This is a genomic window from Candidatus Paraluminiphilus aquimaris (genome assembly GCF_026230195.1).
Taxonomy (GTDB): domain Bacteria; phylum Pseudomonadota; class Gammaproteobacteria; order Pseudomonadales; family Halieaceae; genus Luminiphilus; species Luminiphilus aquimaris.
On record NZ_CP036501.1, the window covers coordinates 2,385,760 to 2,405,565 of the forward strand.

Genomic DNA, 19,806 nt, shown 5'->3' on the forward strand with positions numbered 1-19,806 from the left:
TTCGTGCTGTGTGCGCTGCTGGCCTCTTTGCTTGTTCACTGCTCCTTTAAACATGGAGCCAACATGGCCAAGCTAATAAGACCCCTTACCCTCGCGGTATCAATTGCTGTTTCCTCACATTTCGCGGTCGCGGGCTCGATCGAAGAAACCGTTGTCGTGGCCGACAGAGTTGACACCGCCATCACCTCACTCGCCGTGTCTGTGAACGTTTTAGACCGCGAACTCATTTCTGCCTTGGGCTCTGCCACATTACCTCAACTGCTCAAGTCACAAGTCGGCATATCCACAACTCAAAACGGGGGTATTGGAGCAGTAAGCGGTATTCGCGTCCGGGGGCAAGATGCCTTTAGAACCCGAGTATTGATTGATGGCATCGACATAAGTGACCCCTCCTCGCCTCAAATTGCGCCCAGAATGGAGCACATACTGGCACCTGCGCTCGAGCGCGTGGAAGTACTGCGAGGGACACAAGGATTGCTATGGGGTGCAGATGCAGGTGGTGTGATCTCACTGACGAGTCGCCGCGCGACAGAGCAGTCAAGCATTACTGTGAGTGCTGAGCGCGGCGGCTACGGCTTTGAAACAGAGTCCATCGTAGCGAGTAGCGGCGCCACGTCTTGGGGTGAGATGACCGCCGTTTTGAACCATGTGGGTATGGATGGCTTCAACGCATTAAAAAGTGATACCCAATTGGCCGATAACGATGGCTATGACAACGACAGCTACCGCCTCAGTTACACCACACCGCAGTGGCAGGGTTGGTCGGCAACGATAAGCGCGCGCGAAGTAGACGCAGCGACGGACTACGATGGCTGTGGAAGATTCGACGAGAGCTTCAGTTTCATATCGAGTAATGACTGTTCAGACGGTTACAACAATGAGACGCGAGCCGTCGTTGTACGTCACGCAGGTGACGGTAATTCAACCCAACTCAGTATGAGTGAAAGTGACAGCGATCGTGCTTACTTTACGGACGGTCTTTTTCAGTTCGCACTTGAGGGCTCGAACGAGCAAATGTCTGTCTCCCACAATCGGACCCTAACTGAAAACTACGACCTAACTGTCGGCGTTGATCTCGACGAGCAAAGCTATGACGACGGATTTGGCACTGCGAGGAGTCGTGATAACGAGGCGATCTTTATGAACGTCAGACGCTCCACTGACAAAGTAACACTCTCGACCGCAGTGAGAAGCGATGACAATGACGACTTTGGTCGCTTCACCTCTTGGCGAATCACCGCACTGACCGAGACCGGCGTTGATGGCGTGGCCTTTAAAGCCGCTTATGGAACCGGATTTCGCGCGCCATCACCCTATGAAGTGGGCTCTAATCAATCACCCTTTGCGCTGCCTGAGGCACGAGAGACTGCATTGAACGAGGAACAAAGCGAAGGCTGGGAGATGGGGCTGCGTGGCAGCCAAGAGCGCCTATCATGGGAGCTTACTTACTTCGACCAAGAGGTAAGTGATGCAATCGTCTATAGCTATAACCCGGCACTGTTTGCCGGGGGCTACCTTCAAATACCCGGCACTAGCCAATTCAGCGGAGTCGAGGCGACGGCAGCTTGGGAGATTGGCGAGGGCGTAACACTAGAGGGCTTTGTCACTGATTTGAGCGCAGACGATGCAAACGGTAACGATCTGCCGTATCGGCCAGAAACCACGGCACAAGTGTCAGCACGATACAGTGCGGCGAAGATCGATTGGCTTTTACTCGCTCGCTACACAAGCGATCGCAGTGATGGCTTCGGCACACGCCTCAGCGAATACACAGTGATGGATGGATCCTTCAGGTATGCGATAACGGATGAGCTAAACGTCTCAGTGCGCGCAGAGAATCTCACCAACGAGGGTTACTCTGATATTGTCGGCTACCGAAGTGCCGGTCGCACATTTTACGTCGGCCTTAATGTATCCATCTAGGTGGGAAATATGAGTAAAGCAGCCAAACACAAAGCCTCCATGGAAAAGCAAAAGACGAACGTCGACGCATCCATCGCAGCAGCTGATACCGAGAAAAGCCTTGTTTTACTGCTTACCGGCAACGGTAAAGGCAAAACAAGTTCTGCGTTTGGCATGGTCATGAGAGCGATGGGGTACGGACACCGCGTTGGCATTGTCCAATTTATCAAAGGCGAACAACTCTCTGGTGAAGAGCTCTTCGCGCGTGAAAATCTCCCAGAGACCGACTTTTACCAGATGGGCACTGGCTTTACCTGGGACACTCAGGATCGGCAATCCGATATTGAAGCGGCACAGCGCACATGGCGTGAAGCACATCGAATGCTAAGCGACCCAAGCTATGACCTTGTCATTCTCGATGAACTAACTTACATGCTGTCATTTGATTACCTAGAGGAAAGCGTTGTACTTGAGGCGATTCATCAGCGTCCTGAGCAGCAGAGCGTTGTGGTGACTGGCCGCGGCGGCGGTGCTGCGCTGCAGGAGCTCGCCGATACGGTATCCGAGGTAAAAGAGATTAAGCATGCGTTTAGGGCAGGCATCAAAGCGCGCAAGGGCGTGGACTTTTAAGTGTCAGAGGCCACTCACCCTGCCCTGAAACTGAGGCCTTTCATTGGTTACAAGGCCACGAATGCTTTTTTTCAGGGGCTTTGGGGAACGGCCTATGTCGGACTCATGTCGCCTCTGCCGCCTGAAGTCTTCTCTGCAGGCGGTATTGGCTTTAGCTTGGGTACGTGGCTGGTGGCTCTCGCCTACTCGCGACTGTTTAACCTCTCCGCCTTCTTTCGCATTTCGCTTGCCGTGGAAGTCATTGCGTTAATCAGCGTAATCGCCATTTTGATCTACCCGCCGGGCTTTGCGATCGCCGCCGGCATATACCTCGGATTCCAATTTGCACTGATTTTTGGCAGTTACTTGGGAAGGCTCGAGACGCTTGTCGTGGCTAAAGACAGCCTAAAACACCTCGATATGGGTAAATCGATTGGCGCCCTGCTGGGGCTTGGCTTCGCCGCTCTGTTTTACCAGTGGGCGCGGCTTTGGCTGAACATTGACGAATCAACAATCCTTGTTCAAATGATTCATTACCCACTGCTTTTGGTACAAGCCGTGAATGTAGGACTGCTACTCTCATCATTTGACCGCTCGCGGTTCGGCGACGCACTCTAACGAGGTTCCCCGCATCAATTAAAGCGCTTGTAGATTACTCGAGAAGCTCGGGCTGCTCACTCAAAATAACGTCAAACAAAGGCTGACCACTAAACCACCCAGAGAGCGTGCTCCCCACCTGTTTTTGGGTGTGCACCGCCATGTCATGGGGGATCGGTTTTGTCTCGCCGGCGGCCTCAGCCAGTAACTGTGCTTGGCAAGAACGCTCCATGGTGACATACCACCACGTTGCCTCTTCCACCGACTGACCCACTGTGAGATGTCCGTGATTTTTCAAAACGATTGCTTTCTTGTCGCCCAACGTCGCCGCCAAGCGCTCGCCCTCTGTCATATCGACAACCACTCCGGTGTAATCATCAAGCAACGCATGATCACCATAAAAAGCGCAGGCATCTTGTGTGAGTGGGTCGAGTAAGCGTCCTAGGGAAGACCACGTCTTACCGTAGATTGAGTGCGCATGCGCCGCGGCCGTGACATCCGGTCTCGCCGCATGAATTTGGCTGTGAATCGTGAATGCAGCACCATTTAGAATCCCGCTGCCCTCCACAATTTTTCCATCGTGATCAACACGAATGAGATCAGAGACACGCATCATCTTGAAGGAGCGTCCCATAGGGTTCACCCAAAACGTCTCTGGGTCGAGTGGATCGCGAACTGTAATGTGGCCAGCAACGCCTTCATCGAAACCGAAACGACCAAATATTCGAAGAGCGGCGGCGAGACGCTGTTTGCGAAATAGTTGTTCATCGGCCGGCGAACGCTCGACATGGCCCATGTTCTCATCCGCGTTCATGATAAGACTATTAACGTGTTGATTCATCTGACCGCTCCTTTGGTTTTTGTTTTACGATGCTCTCCTGCCATCTTAGGAAGCTGCGCATCGGTCGGTATTGGTAAGCCGTGTTGTTTTAAGTGTGCCACATATTCACTGATCTCAGCGCCGTGCTTGGAGGAAACTTCCTCAGGACGAAGAGGCTCTCCACATTCGCTACAGGACAACACGGGTTCGCAGACGCTTGCGCACCCACTGTGCCAATAATGCATGGGCGCACCGTGTTCATCACTTAACCATTGATCGCCCCATTGACTCAATGTCATCAACACGGGGTAAAGGCCCAACCCCTTTCGAGTAAGGCGATATTCAAAGCGCTCGGGATGAGTGCTGTACGCAACCTTTGTCAGAACGCCCTCATCCACCAGCATGGCGAGTCGCTCAGCAAGTCGATGACGCGTGACGCCTAAGTTTTTGTGGAAACCCTCAAAGCGTCGAGTTCCCTTGAAAGCATCGCGAATGATCAGTAGCGTCCATCGTTCACCCACAACAGAAAGCGCCCGGGCGACAGAACAAACTTGCTCGTTAATGTTTTCCCATTTCATTTTGGAACTCTGCTATTCCCCCTGAAAAATAGCAAGCGACAGGCAAAAAAAAGCCCGGTCAACCGACCGGGCGTATCGAACACTGGGCATGTTCATCCAAACTGATTCATTGTGTTATCGGAGCCACCGGCCTTTAGAGCGGCGTCACCTGAGAAGTATTCCTTGTGATCATCGCCCATATCGGAGCCCGCCATATTTTGGTGCTTCACACAAGCGATGCCCTGTCGAATTTCTTTTCGCTGAACGCCTGCAACATAGCCGAGCATCCCCGCCTCGCCAAAGTACTCCTTCGCAAGGTTATCCGTCGACAGTGCCGCCGTGTGGTAAGTGGGCAATGTGATGAGATGGTGGAAGATACCGGCTTCACGCGCCCCATCAGCTTGGAAGGACTGTATGCGGTGATCAGCCTCAATGGCCAATTCGGTCTCGTCATAATCGGCCGACATCAAACCATCGCGGGTATAACCAGATACGTCCTTACCTTCCTCTGCCCAGGAATCAAATACCTGCTGACGGAAGTTTAAGGTCCAGTTAAACGATGGGCTGTTGTTGTAAACAAGCTTAGCGTTAGGCACTTGCTCGCGAATGCGGTTGACCATGCTAGCAATTTGACCCACGTGAGGCTTCTCGGTCTCGATCCACAATAGATCCGCGCCATTCTGGAGTGATGTCACGCAATCAAGTACGACCCGATCTTCGCCCGTATTGGGCTTAAAGCGGAACAAACCTGACGCTAGTCGTTTTGGACGCACGAGTTGACCGTTCGCCTTAACCACCACATCACCGTTTGCCAGATCATCGGCACTGTGCACCACGTCGCCGTCAAGGAAGCTATTGTACTGATCTCCAAGATCGCCCGGTTCATTGGTCACGGCGATCTGCTTAGTCAGGCCTGCCCCCAACGAGTCAGTTCGCGCGACAATGATGCCATTCTCAACGCCCAGCTCAATGAAGGCATAACGTACCGCTCGGATCTTCGCTAGAAAGTCTGCATGAGGAACCGTGACCTTACCGTCTTGGTGCCCACACTGCTTTTCATCTGACACCTGGTTTTCAATTTGGATCGCACAGGCACCAGCTTCAATCATTTTCTTCGCCAATAGATACGTGGCTTCTTCGTTACCAAAGCCTGCATCGATATCTGCGATGATCGGGACCACATGTGTTTGGAAGTTATCGATCTGATTGAGTATGGCTCGCTCTTGCACCTCGTTACTCGCGGCGCGTGCGGCGTCCAATTCGCGAAAGAGGCCTCCCATCTCCCGCGCATCGGCCTGTCGAAGGAACGTGTATAGCTCCTCAATCAGCGACGGAACGGATGACTTTTCATGCATGGATTGATCAGGCAGTGGTCCAAACTCTGAGCGAAGCGCAGCAATCATCCACCCCGAGAGATACAAATAGCGACGATTGGTATCACCAAAGTGCTTCTTAATCGCGATCATTTTTTGCTGGCCAATAAATCCGTGCCAGCAGCCGAGGGACTGTGTGTATTGAGACGTGTCAGCTTCGTAGTTGTCGATGTCACGGCGCATGATGTCCGCTGTGTACTTGGCTACATCCAAACCCGTTCTGAACTGATTTTGGAGGCGCATCCGCACAGCGTGCTCGGCGCTTACCCCGTTTGCAGCGGTTGCGATACCGGCCAGTTTTTCTACTTGTTCAACATAATTACTCATAGTGCACCCCCGTGATTCACGGATTCGTTTGTCATATGGGGACTATGATCTACAACTCACTATTTTTAAAATAAATGAGTTATATCTTTCTCATAATAAAAATGAATAAATGGTCGTTTGCCGGTGCGGCCTTACGACTGCGTCTTTTTACTCTTGCGCTTTTTCTCGGATTTCTTGATGTGAGACACCATGCGACGCCGACGCTGGACTTGTCGCTCAGTTAACTTATTGCGCCGACCCGCATACGGGTTCTCGCCGGTGCGCAATTCAATCCGAATCGGTGTGCCGGATAGCTCCAACTCGCGACGAAAACTATTTTCCAGATAGCGCACATAGCTTTGAGGTAAGTTTTCCGTGGAGTTACCGTGAATCACGATACGTGGGGGGTTGTGTCCACCCATGTGCGCGTAACGCAGTTTTACACGTCGACCGCTGACCATCGGAGGTGGATGGCTGGAAATAATATCTTCGAGTAACTTAGTTAACCGGGGCGTCGTTAATTTTCGCGTCGCGGACTCGTAAGCGCCGTGAATTGATTCGTATAGGTGCCCAACGCCTGTCCCGTGCAATGCAGAAATAAAGTGAATATCCGCATAATCCACAAATAACAGTCGTCGCTGTAACTCGACTTTGACACGGTCGCGCTCATCGGCGTCCATGCCGTCCCACTTATTGATGGCAACTACGAGACCCCTTCCGGCCTCGATACACTGACCTAACAAATGAAGGTCCTGCTCGACAACTCCCTCGCGCGCATCCATGAGCAAAATAACTACATTTGCCTGATCGATGGCTTTGAGTGTTTTTACAATGGAGAACTTCTCGACAGTCTCTTTAACATTTTTGCGTCGCCGAACACCCGCCGTATCGATCAAGGTGTAAGCATGCCCATGACGCTCAAACTCGATAAACACACTGTCGCGAGTCGTACCGGGCTGATCGAATACAACCACCCGTTCTTCGCCGAGTAAGCGATTAACCAGCGTTGACTTACCCACATTCGGGCGACCCACAATGGCGACGCGAATACCGCTATCGAGCTCCATGGGTTCAGGAGTCTCAGCATCAAAGGGCTCAAGAACCTCGGTGATCATTGAGCGAATCCCACGATTGTGCGTTGCAGCAATCGTGTGGAGCGCCCCTACGCCTAAGCTATGAAAGTCACTGGCGGCAACATCCTCGCCAACACCGTCGATCTTATTGACTACGAGCTCAAAAGGTTTACTGCGTTCACGTAATAGCCGCACCAAGGATTGATCGCCAACCTGAAGCCCTGAGCGGCCGTCCACCATCAACAGGACCACGTCGGCCTCATCGATAGCGGCTAGGGATTGTGCTGCCATCGCAGCATCGATTCCTTGCTCCTCACCCGTGATACCGCCAGTATCAATCACCATGAAACGCTGCTCACCCAGCCGCCCTTCACCGTATTTGCGGTCTCGGGTTAGACCTGAGTAGTCAGCTACTAGGGCATCTCGCGACTTAGTCAACTGATTAAACAGGGTCGACTTCCCTACATTGGGACGCCCAACTAAGGCGATGACAGGTATCATTGTGTCAGTCCGACGATTCCAGGTCGAAGGCCGATAACTTGCCGTCGTCATCGAGAATAAACAACCGACCGTTATCAGAGATCATGTCAGCACGCGCAGGCCCTCCGGCGATCTTCAAGCGTCCGACAATCACGCCATCAACTTGCGAAAGCAAATGCAGGTACCCCTCAAGATCTACCGTTGCGACATAGCTTTTTACCGGCGTTGGCCGGGACAACTCGCGGTAGCCAAGCTCAATATTCTGCCAACGGGCACCCTGCCCATTTCTCAGAAATGCACTGACCGTGCCATCGACATCTGCGACGTAGACGTTACCAAAGCCCACCGAGGTGCCTGTGACCGATGACACATTTTGCTGCCACAGCTTCCTACCCGTGCGTATATCAAGCGCAGCGACGCGCCCCTGATAACTTGATACGAAGAGTTCAATACCTTGAACGGTCATCACTCCATCGATATCGACAATTCGATCGATCTCGGATCCACCTTGGGGAATTCCAATACGAGACTCCCAAGAGACATTGCCCGAATCCAAATCAATGGCCACCACTTTGCCATCGCCAAAGCCTGCAATCGCATTATCGCCAATAAGCAGAGGGGTTGAGGTCCCTCGAAGGGTTAGCACTGGGACATCACTGGTGTAAGTCCACGTTGGTGTCTCTGCACCCGTTTCAAAACCCAGCAGCTTACCGTCATACGTTTGCACGATGACCCAGTCATCGGAGACCGCTGGCGCCGCGAGCACTTCGCCCGATACGGTCGCTTCCCAAACCATGGAGCCGTCATCAGCTGAAAGTTGAAGCACTGAGCCATCAGCGCCACCCAGGTACAAACCGCCCGCATGGTAGCCCACACCTCCGGATAGAGGTCGCTCCAGCGAGACGCTCCAGCGCTTATCACCATCTACAGCATCAATCGCCGCAACCTCACCGTCACTGGATGCCACGTACAGGACGCCCTCTGACAGAGCCGGACGTATTTTGAAAAACCCTTTTCCTTGCCCATCACCTACCGATGTGGACCAGCGCTTTTTAACCTTTACCAGCGCGTCGATTTTCTCGAGTTCGACCGGTGCAGTGAGGTCTTCACCCTCTGAATCAAACCAACCCTGAACGGTACTGCACCCCGTCATTGTTACGGTAAGCGCCGTAATTAAAAGAAGCCGCGACAACCTCATTGAGGCGCATCCTCAGAAACCGGCTGCTCAGTGCGAAGTGACAAACCGCTTACTTTCAAATCAATGAGACCTGATTGTCCGCCAAGCATTAACGAGGCAGCTTTCGCTGTCTGATACGCTTCAAGCGCTGCCGCTTCCCGTCCTGCGGCAAGATGGATGTCGCCAAGCACTTGCGCATAGCTCACTGGGAACGAATCGCTGCCCAGTTCAAGAATTGCGATGGCCGCTTCCTCTTGACCAAGGGCAGCTTTTACCTTCGCGAGCCTGAGCTGTGCAAGTTGTCCCAGTGTGGAATCGACCTCGACACCCGCCATCACCTTTTCCAGCTCAATTTGCGCTTGTTCGAAATCGCCTTCCTCAGCGGCCGCTGCCGCTACTTGCAAAGCGGCAAACTCTGCAAAGGCAATCGACCCGTTTTCATCACGAATTGTGTCCGCCAGCATAGCGAGCTGATCGGCAGACTCTCCTGACGCTCGCTCGAGCAAGATCTCATCGTAGGTATCGGCTGCGGCAATCGCGGTAGCCGAGGTGTAGTCTTGGTATTGAGACCAGCCAAACGAACCACCCAGCGTCAGCACAATCGCGCCAATTACCGAGACTTTATTTTCCTGCCACCACTGCTTAATTGCGTCTATCTGCTCTTCTTCTTGAAGATGATCTGCCACACCTTACTCCTCAACATCCTGCGCCAGCGCTTCCAGCTGGGCCAAAAACTTGTTCAATCCTTCTCGATCGAGCGTCATTTGCTCATCTCGAGACCTAAGCGGCTTTAAGGTAACCGTGCCCTGGGCAACTTCTTCTTCACCAAAAACCATGGCCCATGCTGCACCACTCTTATCAGCTCGTTTGAACTGACTCTTGAAACTACCGCCCCCCAAATGTTGGACAACATTCAGGGTGGGAAATTCGCTGCGTATTCTATCTGCCTCGAGCATCGCTTTGCCAAGTGCATTTTCATCACTGCTAATAATGTACAAATCGGGATCTGCAGAGGCTTCCACATCGAGCGCTTGCAGGAGCAAAATTAAGCGCTCCAATCCCGCTGCGAAACCACAACCAGCGGTATCGCGACCCCCAAACTGGCTCACCATGGCGTCGTAACGTCCACCGCCACAAACCGTTGCTTGCGCACCCAGCTTATCGGTCGTCCACTCAAAGACGGTCTTATTGTAATAGTCGAGACCCCGAACCAGATTGGGGTTAGGGACAAACGAGAGACCCGCAAGGCTGAGTAATTCGCAAAGTCGATCGTGGTGCGCACGCGACTCATCATCGAGAAACGTCGACATTGAGGGCGCGCCTTTAAGCACTGCCTGCGTCGATTCGGACTTAGTGTCGAGTATACGAAGAGGGTTTGTATCGAGACGGCGCTGACTGTCGTCGTCGAGAGCGTCAAAATGGCCTCGTAAATAGTCGGTTAATGCCGCCTTGTACCGCTGGCGTGCCTCACCGGAGCCGATCGTATTGAGCTCGAGAGTGAGCACATCATCGATCCCTAAGCGCTTCCACCACTGGCGGCACATTAGCAATAATTCGGCGTCCAGGTCTGGCGTTGCTATCCCAAATGCTTCGACACCCAGCTGATGAAACTGCCGTTGTCGGCCTTTCTGAGGACGCTCGTACCGAAACATAGGTCCTCTATACCAAACACGCTGAGGGGACTGTATGAGATTATGCTGAACCATGGCACGAACGGTACTGGCTGTGCCCTCTGGGCGTAGCGACAAACTCTCGTCGTTGCGATCAGGAAACGAGTACATTTCCTTCTCCACGATATCGGTAACCTCACCGATCGAGCGAGCAAATAAATCAGTGCTCTCGACGATGGGCGTTCGAATCTCCTGGTAGCCATGCGCACCCAGCACGTCACTCGCCGTCTGCTCTAGCATCTGCCACAACGGGGTGTCGTCGGGAAGAATGTCCACCATTCCCCGAATCGCTCGGTACTGACTCATGAATTACGTGTCCTACTGACTACTGGAAATAATCTCCGCGTCATCGCGGGCGCGCTGCGCTTCCAGATTCTCAGCACGCTTCCTAATGGTAGCCTCTAAATGGTCAACAAAGTTGTTGTTGCTCACTTTATGATCAGGCTCACCATCGAGGTAGATCAAGTTAGACGGAGTAGCACCGGTCATGCCCACATCCGCTTCACGGGCTTCGCCCGGTCCATTAACAATGCAGCCGATTACGGCAACGTCCATGGGCGTGCGAATATCTTCTAACCGCCGCTCTAATTCGTTCATTGTACCGATGACATCAAAGTTTTGTCGCGAGCAACTCGGACAGGCAATGAAATTAATGCCGTTCGCCCGCAATTTGAGACTCTTAAGGATCTCAAACCCGACTTTTACCTCTTCAACAGGGTCTGCCGCCAACGACACACGCAAGGTGTCGCCGATACCTTCCATGAGTAGCATGCCCAGCCCAACGGCAGATTTCACTGTGCCACCGCGCAGCGCACCGGCCTCAGTAATTCCGAGATGCAGCGGTTGCTCTATCTGAGCAGCAAGGCCCCTGTAAGCGGCGACTGCCATAAACACCTCGGAAGCCTTTACACTCACTTTGAAATCGGGGAAGTCATGTCTATCTAATATATCGACGTTTTTGAGCGCCGACTCAATGAGCGCTTCTGATGTTGGCTCCGGATACTTGCGCATCAACTCCTTACCCAGGGAGCCGGCATTCACACCAATTCTTATCGGTATGCCTTTGTCTTTGCAGGCCGCTATGACCTCACGCACCTTCTGCTCTTTGCCGATATTGCCCGGATTAATCCTTAAGCAGTCGACACCGTACTCAGCAACTTTCAAAGCAATTTTGTGATCAAAGTGAATATCGGCGACCAACGGAACGGGGGATTTTTTTCGAATGGCTTTAAATGCCTCAGCGGCCTCCATGCTCGGAACAGAGACACGTACGATGTCCGCACCCGCTTCCGCAATCGCTGTGATCTGGCCAACCGTTGCCTGCACATCGCAGGTCTCGGTATTCGTCATACTTTGAACACTTATGGGTGCATCTCCACCCACAGGCACGTTGCCAACCATTATCTGACGACTCTTACGGCGCTTAATGGGCGAAGCCTGACTCATGGAGAGTTCCCCTACTTTTCTTATCGTATTATCGCTGCTCCAACTGCGCAGCACTCCACACCTTGTAAATAGGTGCCTCAGCGTGGAGGTTTCTTAGCGACAGTAAATTACTGGCCTCTAAGTCAGCGTCGCCGGAAAGACGCGCGATCTCAACACCGAGTATCAGAGCCCGTGCACTTTGACCACGTACGCTCTGGCGGTAACTTGCATAATACCCACTCGCGGCCTCGACATCACCCTCAGTCAGTGAAATCTGTGTTAATTCGAGTAACGCAGTTGGATTTCGCGAATCCATGAACAAGCTCCGCGTAAAGGCTTGACGCGCCTCGTTGGTATTACCGAGTTGCAGCAAGGCCAGACCGAGGTTCACAAAAGCGCGAGGGCGGCCGCTGTAAAGCGTATCGGCGGTTACCTCCCGAAACTCGTCCGCAGACTGCTGATATTGACCTTGCGAGAACAGAAATGCCGCGTAATTATTGCGCGCTCGAGACCCAGCACCTCCCTCCAGTGCGCGGGTGAAATTGGCTGCCGCAAGCTCGAATTCGCCCGTGCTTTGAAATACCAAGGCAAACGCCTCCAATACCTCGGGGTTATCCTCGTCAATACTCGCTGCGAGCTCCAAATTGCGTTTGGCGTTGTCCCAATCCCCGGCACCTATATATTGCCGAGCCAGTGCGACACGCTGAGAAATAGCCTGCTTGTCGTCAACGACAACGGGCTCAGGACCTTGGGTTTCGGTGACGCACCCGGCCGTTACGGCGAGTAATAGTGCTATCAGTCGGTTTTTCATCCGCAGTGCCACCTCTGTGTTGTGAAAACTATTCTAATTCTTCGTACTGAGCTCTATAACGTTCTGACCGCTTTGTTCGATCGTTCACATCGCCAACTAACTGACCGCAGGCGGCGTCAATATCGTCGCCACGTGTGGTTCTTACTGTGACGATGAATCCCGCTTCCATCAAGACCTTCCAAAACCGCGAGACGGCATTCCCGCTCGGACGTTGATAGCCAGAATTAGGGAAGTCATTGAATGGGATGAGATTAATTTTGCAGGGGTAATCCTTGAGTAGGACTGCAAGCTCATGCGCATGCTCTACTTGGTCATTAACGCCCGCCAGCAACGTGTACTCGATGGTCACGACGCGTTTTTTGTCCGTCTGCGCATCAATGTATGCGCGCGCGGAGTCGAGGAGTTTGGCAATGGGATAGCGCCGATTGATGGGAACAATCTCATTACGAATGGCGTCATTCGGTGCATGCAGTGACACAGCAAGACTCACATCTGAGAGCTCTGCTAAACGGTCAAGCGCAGGTACAACACCAGAGGTCGACAACGTCACCTTGCGCTTTGATAAGCCGTAAGCGAGGTCATCACACATGAGTTCCATGGAACTGACGACGTTATCGAAGTTAAGCAGGGGCTCACCCATGCCCATCATCACAACGTTCGTGACAACTCGTCCGTTGCCCGCTTGCCAGCCATCGTATGAATTGATGGCCAACCAAACCTGACCAATGATCTCGGCGGAGGTTAGGTCCCGCTGAAACCCCTGCTTGCCCGTTGAACAAAACTTGCAATCAAGACTACAACCCACCTGGGAGGACACGCACAGCGTGGCGCGGTCGCCTTCCGGTATCAGGACCGCCTCTACCAGTGCACCCCCGTCGACCTTGATCGCCCACTTTCGGGTGCCGTCGGTTGAATCTTGCTGACTTTCAATTTCCGGTGGCGTTATTTCAGCGCAAGAGGCGAGCTTATCTCTAAGCGCCTTACCGAGATTCGTCATCGCTTGAAAATCACGGACGCCTTGGTGGTGCATCCATTTCATGACTTGCTGAGCGCGAAACTTTTTCTCGCCCAGCTCGTCAAAATAGCTTTCTAGCTGGGCACGGGTCATGCCCAGCAAGTTTACTTTGCTGGCCGGATTGGACGTTGCGATTAACGCTTCCGGCATCGTAACCCGCGGTTACCGACTACAGAGGTCGCTGGCAGCGAAAAAGTAAGCAATCTCGCGCGCAGCGGAAGCTGGCGAGTCAGAACCATGAACCGCGTTTGCATCGATTGAGTTAGCAAAATCTGCACGAATAGTGCCAGCATCGGCCTCAGCAGGATTTGTTGCGCCCATCAGTTCGCGGTTCTTTAGAATAGCGCCCTCACCCTCTAGCACCTGAACAACCACGGGTCCTGACGTCATGAAAGAGACGAGATCCGGATAAAATGGACGCTCTTTGTGCTCTGCGTAGAAACCGCCCGCCACGTCATCCGACAAGCGCAGCATTTTCTGCGCGACAATCTGCAAACCAGCAGCTTCGAAGCGCGCATTGATCTGACCTGTGACGTTTTTCGCAACAGCGTCAGGCTTGATAATTGAAAGAGTTTGTTCGACGGACATGGTCATCTCCTGAGGATCGATAAAATTAGGGGCCCGCTTGAAGTCGCAGGACCGCCAGCGCGCGCGGAGTATACGGACTTTGACTCACCCTGTCATTGCACCAAAAGTGTGCTTATTAATGCTTCTCCGACGCGTGGTTGATCGTATAGCGCGGAATTTCGACCACGAGCGGCTCACTCCCGACAAGTGCTTGGCAGGAAAGCCGGGACTCAGGCTCCAGTCCCCACGCTTTGTCGAGATAATCCTCCTCGAGCTCATCGGCCTCGCTGAGCGAATCGAAGCCTTCTCTCACAATGACATGGCAGGTGGTACAGGCACATGACATCTCGCAGGCGTGCTCAATATCGATGTCATTGGACAGCAACACATCACACACACTCTGCCCACTCTCAGCCTCGACCGCAGCGCCGTCGGGGCAAAACTCATGATGGGGTAATACGATAATCTGTGGCATTTACGTTCTCTCTAATCTGAGTCATCAAGCTCCGAGACGGCTACACCGCTCAGAGCACTCTTTATACTTCTGTCCATCCGACGCTCGGCAAAGGTAAGAGAAGCTTGTCCCAATGTCTCGGTTCGTTGGCGAATGGCCTCAACATCATCGCCCTCGATGATATTAACCAGCGCAGCCGCGGTACTCTCAAGTTCGCCACGCTCTTCAGCACTCAACAAATCACCGTCGGCCTCGAGTGCACCCGCGAGACCATGAAGCAACGATTCCGCTTCAACTCTCGCCTCTCGTAGTTGCCGTGCCTGCATATCTTCTGCCGCATTCTGCTGACTTGAGCGCAACATCAGGGCGACCTCATCGTCAGATAAACCAAAAGAGGGCTTCACGACAAGACTTGTCTCGGTGCCTGTTATTTCCTCGCGCGCTGAAACCTCTAAGAGTCCATCTGCATCGACTTTGAATGTCACACGTATACGTGCAGCACCAGCAACCATCGGAGGAATACCGCTCAGCTCAAATCTAGCAAGTGAACGGCAGTCTTCGACGCGCTCCCGCTCACCCTGCAACACGTGGACAACAAGACCGGTTTGCCCATCTTTTGCGGTGGTGAATTCCTGCGCTTTCGCAACCGGCAGCACCGAATTTCGAGGAATAATTTTTTCGATCAGCCCACCGTATGTTTCCAGACCGAGTGACAAAGGAATAACGTCCAATAAGAGTGCTTCACCGCCATCACCATTGCCGACCAACACATCGGCCTGCATCGCCGCACCCAAGGCTACGACTTGATCAGGGTCTAGTGTGCACAGGGGCTCACATCCAAAAAAGTCTGCCACCTCAATGCCGATAACGGGCATACGGGTCGACCCACCCACAAGCACAACCTGTGTCACATCAGTTATGCCCGCATCCGACATGGCCTGCCGACAGGCATCAAGCGTTCTCACAACAAGGCCTCGGGTAAGCGTATTAAATTCCTCTCGGCTTAAGGTCAGTTCTTCTCTGTCCGAACAAAACGATGGAGGCAAGACCGATATCGCATCAAGCTGGGTCAGTGACTCCTTAATTTCACGCGCAATGCCCATTAACTCGCGTTGCTCAGCGTAGGTTGGATGACTCAAAGACCAGGCTTTAAGTAGCCAATCAACAATGCATTCATCGAAATCATCTCCGCCGAGGGCACTGTCACCACCCGTCGCGAGAACCCGTAATAGGCCGCGCTCCATACGAAGTATCGAAATATCAAAGGTGCCACCGCCAAGATCATAAACGGCAACAACACTCGACTCGTCGATAGACTCATCCAAACCGTAGGCAACCGCTGCAGCCGTAGGCTCATTCAACATGCGCAACACGTTCAAGCCGGCCAACTCGGCTGCTTGGCGGGTGGCCTGGCGTTGACTGTCATCAAAGTAAGCAGGAACGGTTATAACGACGCCGTCGACTTCTGCCGCGGCATTTTCCTTGGCCCGTTTTGCAAGCGCGCGCAAGATCTCGCTTGAAACTTCAACAGGTGTTTTTTCGCCAAAATCCGTATCGAAGGCGAGCCGGTCTGAATCGGCCAAACCCATCGTCTGAGATACCGTAAGGTCCTCACGCGAACGTCCCATTAATCGCTTTGCCGATACGATCGTATTTTTGGGATCACTGCTTGCGGTGGCCTTGGCCTCATGGCCGACAAGGACAACCTCACCAAAGTTCACGACCGACGGCAGCAAAACCTCACCCGTCGCGTCCTTAATAACTTCAACACCTGACGCCGTTTTTACGGCGACCAAACTATTTGTTGTACCAAGGTCAATGCCGAGCCCTCTCTTGCGCTCGCGCTGAGGCACCTGACCACTGTCGGGTTCTGAAATTTGCAATAACACGGCGGCTATCCCCTTTGATCCCGCGCACGCTTCAGCTCATCACTAAGCTTCTGCTGAAAATGAAACTCTACCCATGCGGCGGAAGCCTGCGTGACATCTCCCGCCTCAAAGTACGTAATGAACTTCTCCTGAGTCTGCTTGTACGCGACATCAATATCCGCAACAAGATCGGCGGATGAGTCCGCGCTCAACGTTTCAAACTCCTGCACCTTTTCTCTTAGGAGCATTTGTTCGAATAAGAATTCGGGGTCTGCCGGTTGGCGCTCCAAGACCGATAGGTCCACACCCCAGAGCTGTAATAAATGACCAGCACGATCCACGGGGTGTTTGAGCACATTGTACGCTTCGTTGATGTCGGCAGCCCGCTTGGCCGCCGCGTTCTGCTCAAAGGTCGGCGCTCCCGCGTATCTATCCGGATGGCATATCGCCATCAATTGCTCGTACCGCTGTTCTAACATATCGAGGTCAATACTGAACGCAGGATCAAGATCAAATGACGTAAAATGATTGGTCACAGGACCTCGCTTTAACTCTGTCTGTCAATCTTGATTAGACCGTGAAGCTCTCACCGCAACCGCACTCACCGGCAACATTGGGATTGCGAAACTCCAACCCCTCATTGAGCCCTTCACGCGCAAAATCGACGATAGTGCCGTCTAGGTAGACCAAACTTTTCGGGTCGACAAAGACGCGCACACCATCGACTTCAAAGACCGAGTCACTGGGGTCTTGATCGTCCACGAACTCGAGCACATAGGCGAGCCCTGAACAACCCGAGGTCTTTACACCGATGCGAATACCCTCACCGCGTCCGCGCGCGGCAAGCTGTTTACCGACATGTTCGGCGGCAGCGGCTGTGACACTAATGGCCATTATTCGCCTCGCTTTTCCCGGAAGTTTTTAACCGCAGCCTTGATGGCATCCTCTGCAAGGACAGAGCAGTGAATTTTAACCGGCGGCAAGGCAAGCTCCTGAGCAATTTCAGTGTTTTTAATGGCCTCGGCTTCTTCAAGCTTTTTACCTTTTACCCACTCGGTGAGCAGCGAACTTGAGGCAATCGCAGAGCCACAGCCATAGGTCTTAAACTTGGCGTCTTCAATGACACCTTCGTCGTTGACCCGAATCTGAAGGCGCATGACGTCGCCACAGGCAGGTGCTCCCACCATACCCGTGCCGACGCTGTCGCTATCAGCGTCGAGCTTTCCTACATTGCGAGGATTTTCATAGTGATCAATTACTTTTTCGCTGTAAGCCATAACTTACTCCTGTAAGCGCAAATCGCTAATTAGTGCGCTGCCCATTCAATCGTGTCGAGATCAATGCCGTCTTGGTACATATCCCAAAGTGGCGAGAGCTCACGTAGTTTGTCAACGGCATGACGCACGCTCTGTGCCGCCTGATCAACATCGTCTTCTGTGGTAAATCTTCCGAAACTAAAACGTAATGAACTGTGAGCCAGCTCATCGTTGAGGCCCAGGGCTCTCAACACGTAAGAGGGTTCCAAGCTAGCCGAGGTACATGCAGAGCCACTTGAGATGGCGAGGTCTTTGAGCGACATGAGCAGTGACTCGCCCTCTACAAACGCAAAACTCACATTCAGCGCACCCGGCAACCGATGATCGCGTGAACCATTAATGTGCACTTGTGGAATGTCATTGATCGCATCCCAGAAGCGCTGTCGCAGCCCCATAAGGCGATCGCCCTCTGCCTGCATCTCTTCCGTCGCAATACGTGCAGCCTCGCCCAGACCCACAATTTGGTGCGTTGCTAGCGTCCCTGACCGCATTCCGCGCTCATGGCCACCACCGTGCATTTGCGCCTCGATGCGCACACGTGGTTTACGACGAACATACAGCGCACCGATGCCTTTAGGGCCGTACATTTTGTGTGCTGAAATCGATAGCAGATCGACTTTCATCGCCTCCATATCGAGCGGGAGCTTGCCCGTGCTCTGAGCCGCGTCCACGTGGTAAATCACACCTCGCTCACGACATACCTCGCCGATTCCTGCTATGTCGTTCACCACGCCAATCTCGTTGTTGGCGTGCATGACGCTGACCACAGTCGTATCTTCGCGCAGCGCAGCCGCAATCATCTCAGGGGTGGTCAATCCGTCCTCATTTGGCTCCAAATACGTGACCTCAAAACCTTCACGCTCAAGCTGACGGCAGGTATCTAAAACCGCTTTGTGCTCGATTTTGGAGGTAATGATGTGCTTGCCTTTACGCTGGTAAAAATGGGCCGCACCTTTGATCGCAAGATTGTCTGACTCCGTTGCGCCCGACGTCCAAACGACCTCGCGAGGATCAGCGTTAATGAGCTCTGCCACCTGACAGCGCGCATTTTCAATCGCCTCCTCGGCTTTCCACCCGTACTGATGCGACCGAGAAGCGGGATTGCCAAACACACCGTCCATGGAAAGGCACCGTGTCATGGCCTCCACGACCCGAGGGTCTACGGGGGTCGTAGACAGGTAGTCTAGGTAAATGGGCACATTAATCGTTTCGGCCTTTCCCATATTGCTCTCTTCCTCAGACTGTTGAGTCTATTGATCTCTAATGGTTAATGGCTGAGCGTCTACCATGCCCGCCATGTAACTGCTTGCTCTAAACCCACCGCGCTTCACGAGGTCTTCCAAGCTTATGCCGCTTAAAAAACCGTGTATTTGATCTGACAGGTCTTGCCATAGGTGATGGGTTAAACACACCTCGCCGTGATTACAATCACCTCTACCCTGACAGTTCGTGGCATCGATAGATTCGTCAACGGCATCGATAATTTGAGCGACAAAAATGGCATCGAAATTCCTGGCGAGCTGGTAGCCTCCGCCGGGGCCTCTCACACTGCGCACTAGGTCCTCTCTGCGCAACTTAGAAAACAGTTGCTCAAGATATGACAGCGAGATCTCCTGCCGCTGAGAAATATCGGCAAGTGTGATCGGCTGCTTGTCGCCATGGATCGCTAGATCAAGCATGGCTGTCACCGCGTAGCGGCCCCGAGTGGTCAGTTTCATGTGTTTCGCATGACGCTCTTACATAATACCTGACTAGTTTAGTCAAGAATTACCTTGGGGACCAGCTT

Annotated in this window: 21 protein-coding genes; 3 read left to right on the top strand and 18 right to left on the bottom strand. The window is 53.0% G+C overall.

Annotated features, from left to right (window positions below):
• The first annotated feature begins 63 nt into the window (after positions 1 to 63).
• The 3 genes from E0F26_RS10955 to E0F26_RS10965 are packed head-to-tail and all read left to right on the top strand — an operon-like array spanning position 64 to position 3,129.
• Complete coding sequence (locus E0F26_RS10955) at positions 64 to 1,923, top strand: TonB-dependent receptor plug domain-containing protein (protein ID WP_279241697.1); 1,860 nt, start codon at positions 64 to 66, stop codon at positions 1,921 to 1,923.
• A 9-nt stretch (positions 1,924 to 1,932) separates the two neighbouring features.
• Positions 1,933 to 2,532, top strand: coding sequence for a cob(I)yrinic acid a,c-diamide adenosyltransferase (gene cobO, locus E0F26_RS10960; protein ID WP_279241698.1), 600 nt, complete (start codon positions 1,933 to 1,935; stop codon positions 2,530 to 2,532).
• Positions 2,533 to 3,129 carry a hypothetical protein gene (locus E0F26_RS10965; protein WP_279241699.1) on the top strand — a complete coding sequence of 199 codons (597 nt, stop codon included), beginning with the start codon at positions 2,533 to 2,535 and terminating at the stop codon, positions 3,127 to 3,129.
• Positions 3,130 to 3,163: 34 nt separating this feature from the next.
• Here the strand turns inward: E0F26_RS10965 and E0F26_RS10970 are convergent, their stop codons facing one another.
• The 18 genes from E0F26_RS10970 to iscR form a co-directional block, all read right to left on the bottom strand.
• The gene (locus E0F26_RS10970) at positions 3,164 to 3,949 is read right to left on the bottom strand and encodes a class II aldolase/adducin family protein (RefSeq protein ID WP_279241700.1); all 786 of its coding nucleotides are present in this window, start codon (positions 3,947 to 3,949) and stop codon (positions 3,164 to 3,166) included.
• Positions 3,946 to 4,506, bottom strand: coding sequence for a winged helix-turn-helix transcriptional regulator (locus tag E0F26_RS10975; protein WP_279241701.1), 561 nt, complete (start codon positions 4,504 to 4,506; stop codon positions 3,946 to 3,948). The genes E0F26_RS10970 and E0F26_RS10975 overlap by 4 nt, the downstream gene beginning before the upstream one ends.
• Before the next feature lie 92 nt (positions 4,507 to 4,598).
• On the bottom strand, positions 4,599 to 6,185 hold the full coding sequence (locus E0F26_RS10980; protein ID WP_279241702.1) for an isocitrate lyase: 1,587 nt from the start codon (positions 6,183 to 6,185) through the stop codon (positions 4,599 to 4,601).
• A gap of 131 nt (positions 6,186 to 6,316) precedes the next feature.
• A complete protein-coding gene (der, locus tag E0F26_RS10985) occupies positions 6,317 to 7,738 on the bottom strand; it encodes a ribosome biogenesis GTPase Der (protein ID WP_279241703.1) in 1,422 nt (473 codons plus the stop codon).
• Between the two features lie 4 nt (positions 7,739 to 7,742).
• Positions 7,743 to 8,915: an outer membrane protein assembly factor BamB gene (gene bamB / locus E0F26_RS10990; RefSeq protein WP_279241704.1), complete on the bottom strand. Its 1,173-nt coding sequence runs from the start codon at positions 8,913 to 8,915 to the stop codon at positions 7,743 to 7,745.
• Entirely contained in the window at positions 8,912 to 9,580 is a 669-nt protein-coding gene (locus E0F26_RS10995; protein WP_279241705.1) for a YfgM family protein, read from the bottom strand. Before E0F26_RS10995 ends, bamB begins: the two co-directional genes overlap by 4 nt.
• A gap of 3 nt (positions 9,581 to 9,583) precedes the next feature.
• Entirely contained in the window at positions 9,584 to 10,870 is a 1,287-nt protein-coding gene (gene hisS, locus E0F26_RS11000; protein WP_279241706.1) for a histidine--tRNA ligase, read from the bottom strand.
• A 12-nt stretch (positions 10,871 to 10,882) separates the two neighbouring features.
• Positions 10,883 to 12,010 carry a flavodoxin-dependent (E)-4-hydroxy-3-methylbut-2-enyl-diphosphate synthase gene (gene ispG, locus E0F26_RS11005; RefSeq protein ID WP_279241707.1) on the bottom strand — a complete coding sequence of 376 codons (1,128 nt, stop codon included), beginning with the start codon at positions 12,008 to 12,010 and terminating at the stop codon, positions 10,883 to 10,885.
• Positions 12,011 to 12,038: 28 nt separating this feature from the next.
• A complete protein-coding gene (gene pilW / locus E0F26_RS11010; RefSeq protein ID WP_279241708.1) occupies positions 12,039 to 12,800 on the bottom strand; it encodes a type IV pilus biogenesis/stability protein PilW in 762 nt (253 codons plus the stop codon).
• A gap of 28 nt (positions 12,801 to 12,828) precedes the next feature.
• Entirely contained in the window at positions 12,829 to 13,965 is a 1,137-nt protein-coding gene (gene rlmN, locus E0F26_RS11015; protein ID WP_279241709.1) for a dual-specificity RNA methyltransferase RlmN, read from the bottom strand.
• 12 nt (positions 13,966 to 13,977) lie between these two features.
• Positions 13,978 to 14,403, bottom strand: a complete 426-nt coding sequence (ndk, locus tag E0F26_RS11020) for a nucleoside-diphosphate kinase (protein ID WP_279241710.1) — start codon at positions 14,401 to 14,403, stop codon at positions 13,978 to 13,980.
• 115 nt (positions 14,404 to 14,518) lie between these two features.
• Complete coding sequence (gene fdx, locus E0F26_RS11025) at positions 14,519 to 14,857, bottom strand: ISC system 2Fe-2S type ferredoxin (protein WP_279241711.1); 339 nt, start codon at positions 14,855 to 14,857, stop codon at positions 14,519 to 14,521.
• Positions 14,858 to 14,868: 11 nt separating this feature from the next.
• Positions 14,869 to 16,725 carry a Fe-S protein assembly chaperone HscA gene (gene hscA, locus E0F26_RS11030; protein WP_279241712.1) on the bottom strand — a complete coding sequence of 619 codons (1,857 nt, stop codon included), beginning with the start codon at positions 16,723 to 16,725 and terminating at the stop codon, positions 14,869 to 14,871.
• A gap of 5 nt (positions 16,726 to 16,730) precedes the next feature.
• Entirely contained in the window at positions 16,731 to 17,240 is a 510-nt protein-coding gene (gene hscB / locus E0F26_RS11035; protein ID WP_279241713.1) for a Fe-S protein assembly co-chaperone HscB, read from the bottom strand.
• Between the two features lie 34 nt (positions 17,241 to 17,274).
• Complete coding sequence (iscA, locus tag E0F26_RS11040) at positions 17,275 to 17,598, bottom strand: iron-sulfur cluster assembly protein IscA (protein WP_279241714.1); 324 nt, start codon at positions 17,596 to 17,598, stop codon at positions 17,275 to 17,277.
• A complete protein-coding gene (gene iscU / locus E0F26_RS11045) occupies positions 17,598 to 17,981 on the bottom strand; it encodes a Fe-S cluster assembly scaffold IscU (RefSeq protein WP_279241715.1) in 384 nt (127 codons plus the stop codon). Before iscU ends, iscA begins: the two co-directional genes overlap by 1 nt.
• A 29-nt stretch (positions 17,982 to 18,010) precedes the next feature.
• A complete protein-coding gene (locus E0F26_RS11050; RefSeq protein ID WP_279241716.1) occupies positions 18,011 to 19,243 on the bottom strand; it encodes an IscS subfamily cysteine desulfurase in 1,233 nt (410 codons plus the stop codon).
• 27 nt (positions 19,244 to 19,270) lie between these two features.
• Entirely contained in the window at positions 19,271 to 19,738 is a 468-nt protein-coding gene (iscR, locus tag E0F26_RS11055; protein ID WP_279241717.1) for a Fe-S cluster assembly transcriptional regulator IscR, read from the bottom strand.
• Positions 19,739 to 19,806: the final 68 nt, after the last annotated feature.

What these genes read in the sequence shown, in the direction of transcription:
- E0F26_RS10955 (WP_279241697.1), top strand. Translation starts at nt 64, where the DNA reads ATGGCCAAGCTAATAAGACCCCTTACCCTCGCGGTATCAATTGCTGTT.
- cobO (WP_279241698.1), top strand. Translation starts at nt 1,933, where the DNA reads ATGAGTAAAGCAGCCAAACACAAAGCCTCCATGGAAAAGCAAAAGACG.
- E0F26_RS10970 (WP_279241700.1), bottom strand. Translation starts at nt 3,949, where the DNA reads ATGAATCAACACGTTAATAGTCTTATCATGAACGCGGATGAGAACATG.
- E0F26_RS10975 (WP_279241701.1), bottom strand. Translation starts at nt 4,506, where the DNA reads ATGAAATGGGAAAACATTAACGAGCAAGTTTGTTCTGTCGCCCGGGCG.
- E0F26_RS10980 (WP_279241702.1), bottom strand. Translation starts at nt 6,185, where the DNA reads ATGAGTAATTATGTTGAACAAGTAGAAAAACTGGCCGGTATCGCAACC.
- der (WP_279241703.1), bottom strand. Translation starts at nt 7,738, where the DNA reads ATGATACCTGTCATCGCCTTAGTTGGGCGTCCCAATGTAGGGAAGTCG.
- bamB (WP_279241704.1), bottom strand. Translation starts at nt 8,915, where the DNA reads ATGAGGTTGTCGCGGCTTCTTTTAATTACGGCGCTTACCGTAACAATG.
- hisS (WP_279241706.1), bottom strand. Translation starts at nt 10,870, where the DNA reads ATGAGTCAGTACCGAGCGATTCGGGGAATGGTGGACATTCTTCCCGAC.
- ispG (WP_279241707.1), bottom strand. Translation starts at nt 12,010, where the DNA reads ATGAGTCAGGCTTCGCCCATTAAGCGCCGTAAGAGTCGTCAGATAATG.
- pilW (WP_279241708.1), bottom strand. Translation starts at nt 12,800, where the DNA reads ATGAAAAACCGACTGATAGCACTATTACTCGCCGTAACGGCCGGGTGC.
- rlmN (WP_279241709.1), bottom strand. Translation starts at nt 13,965, where the DNA reads ATGCCGGAAGCGTTAATCGCAACGTCCAATCCGGCCAGCAAAGTAAAC.
- ndk (WP_279241710.1), bottom strand. Translation starts at nt 14,403, where the DNA reads ATGTCCGTCGAACAAACTCTTTCAATTATCAAGCCTGACGCTGTTGCG.
- fdx (WP_279241711.1), bottom strand. Translation starts at nt 14,857, where the DNA reads ATGCCACAGATTATCGTATTACCCCATCATGAGTTTTGCCCCGACGGC.
- iscA (WP_279241714.1), bottom strand. Translation starts at nt 17,598, where the DNA reads ATGGCCATTAGTGTCACAGCCGCTGCCGCCGAACATGTCGGTAAACAG.
- iscU (WP_279241715.1), bottom strand. Translation starts at nt 17,981, where the DNA reads ATGGCTTACAGCGAAAAAGTAATTGATCACTATGAAAATCCTCGCAAT.
- E0F26_RS11050 (WP_279241716.1), bottom strand. Translation starts at nt 19,243, where the DNA reads ATGGGAAAGGCCGAAACGATTAATGTGCCCATTTACCTAGACTACCTG.
- iscR (WP_279241717.1), bottom strand. Translation starts at nt 19,738, where the DNA reads ATGAAACTGACCACTCGGGGCCGCTACGCGGTGACAGCCATGCTTGAT.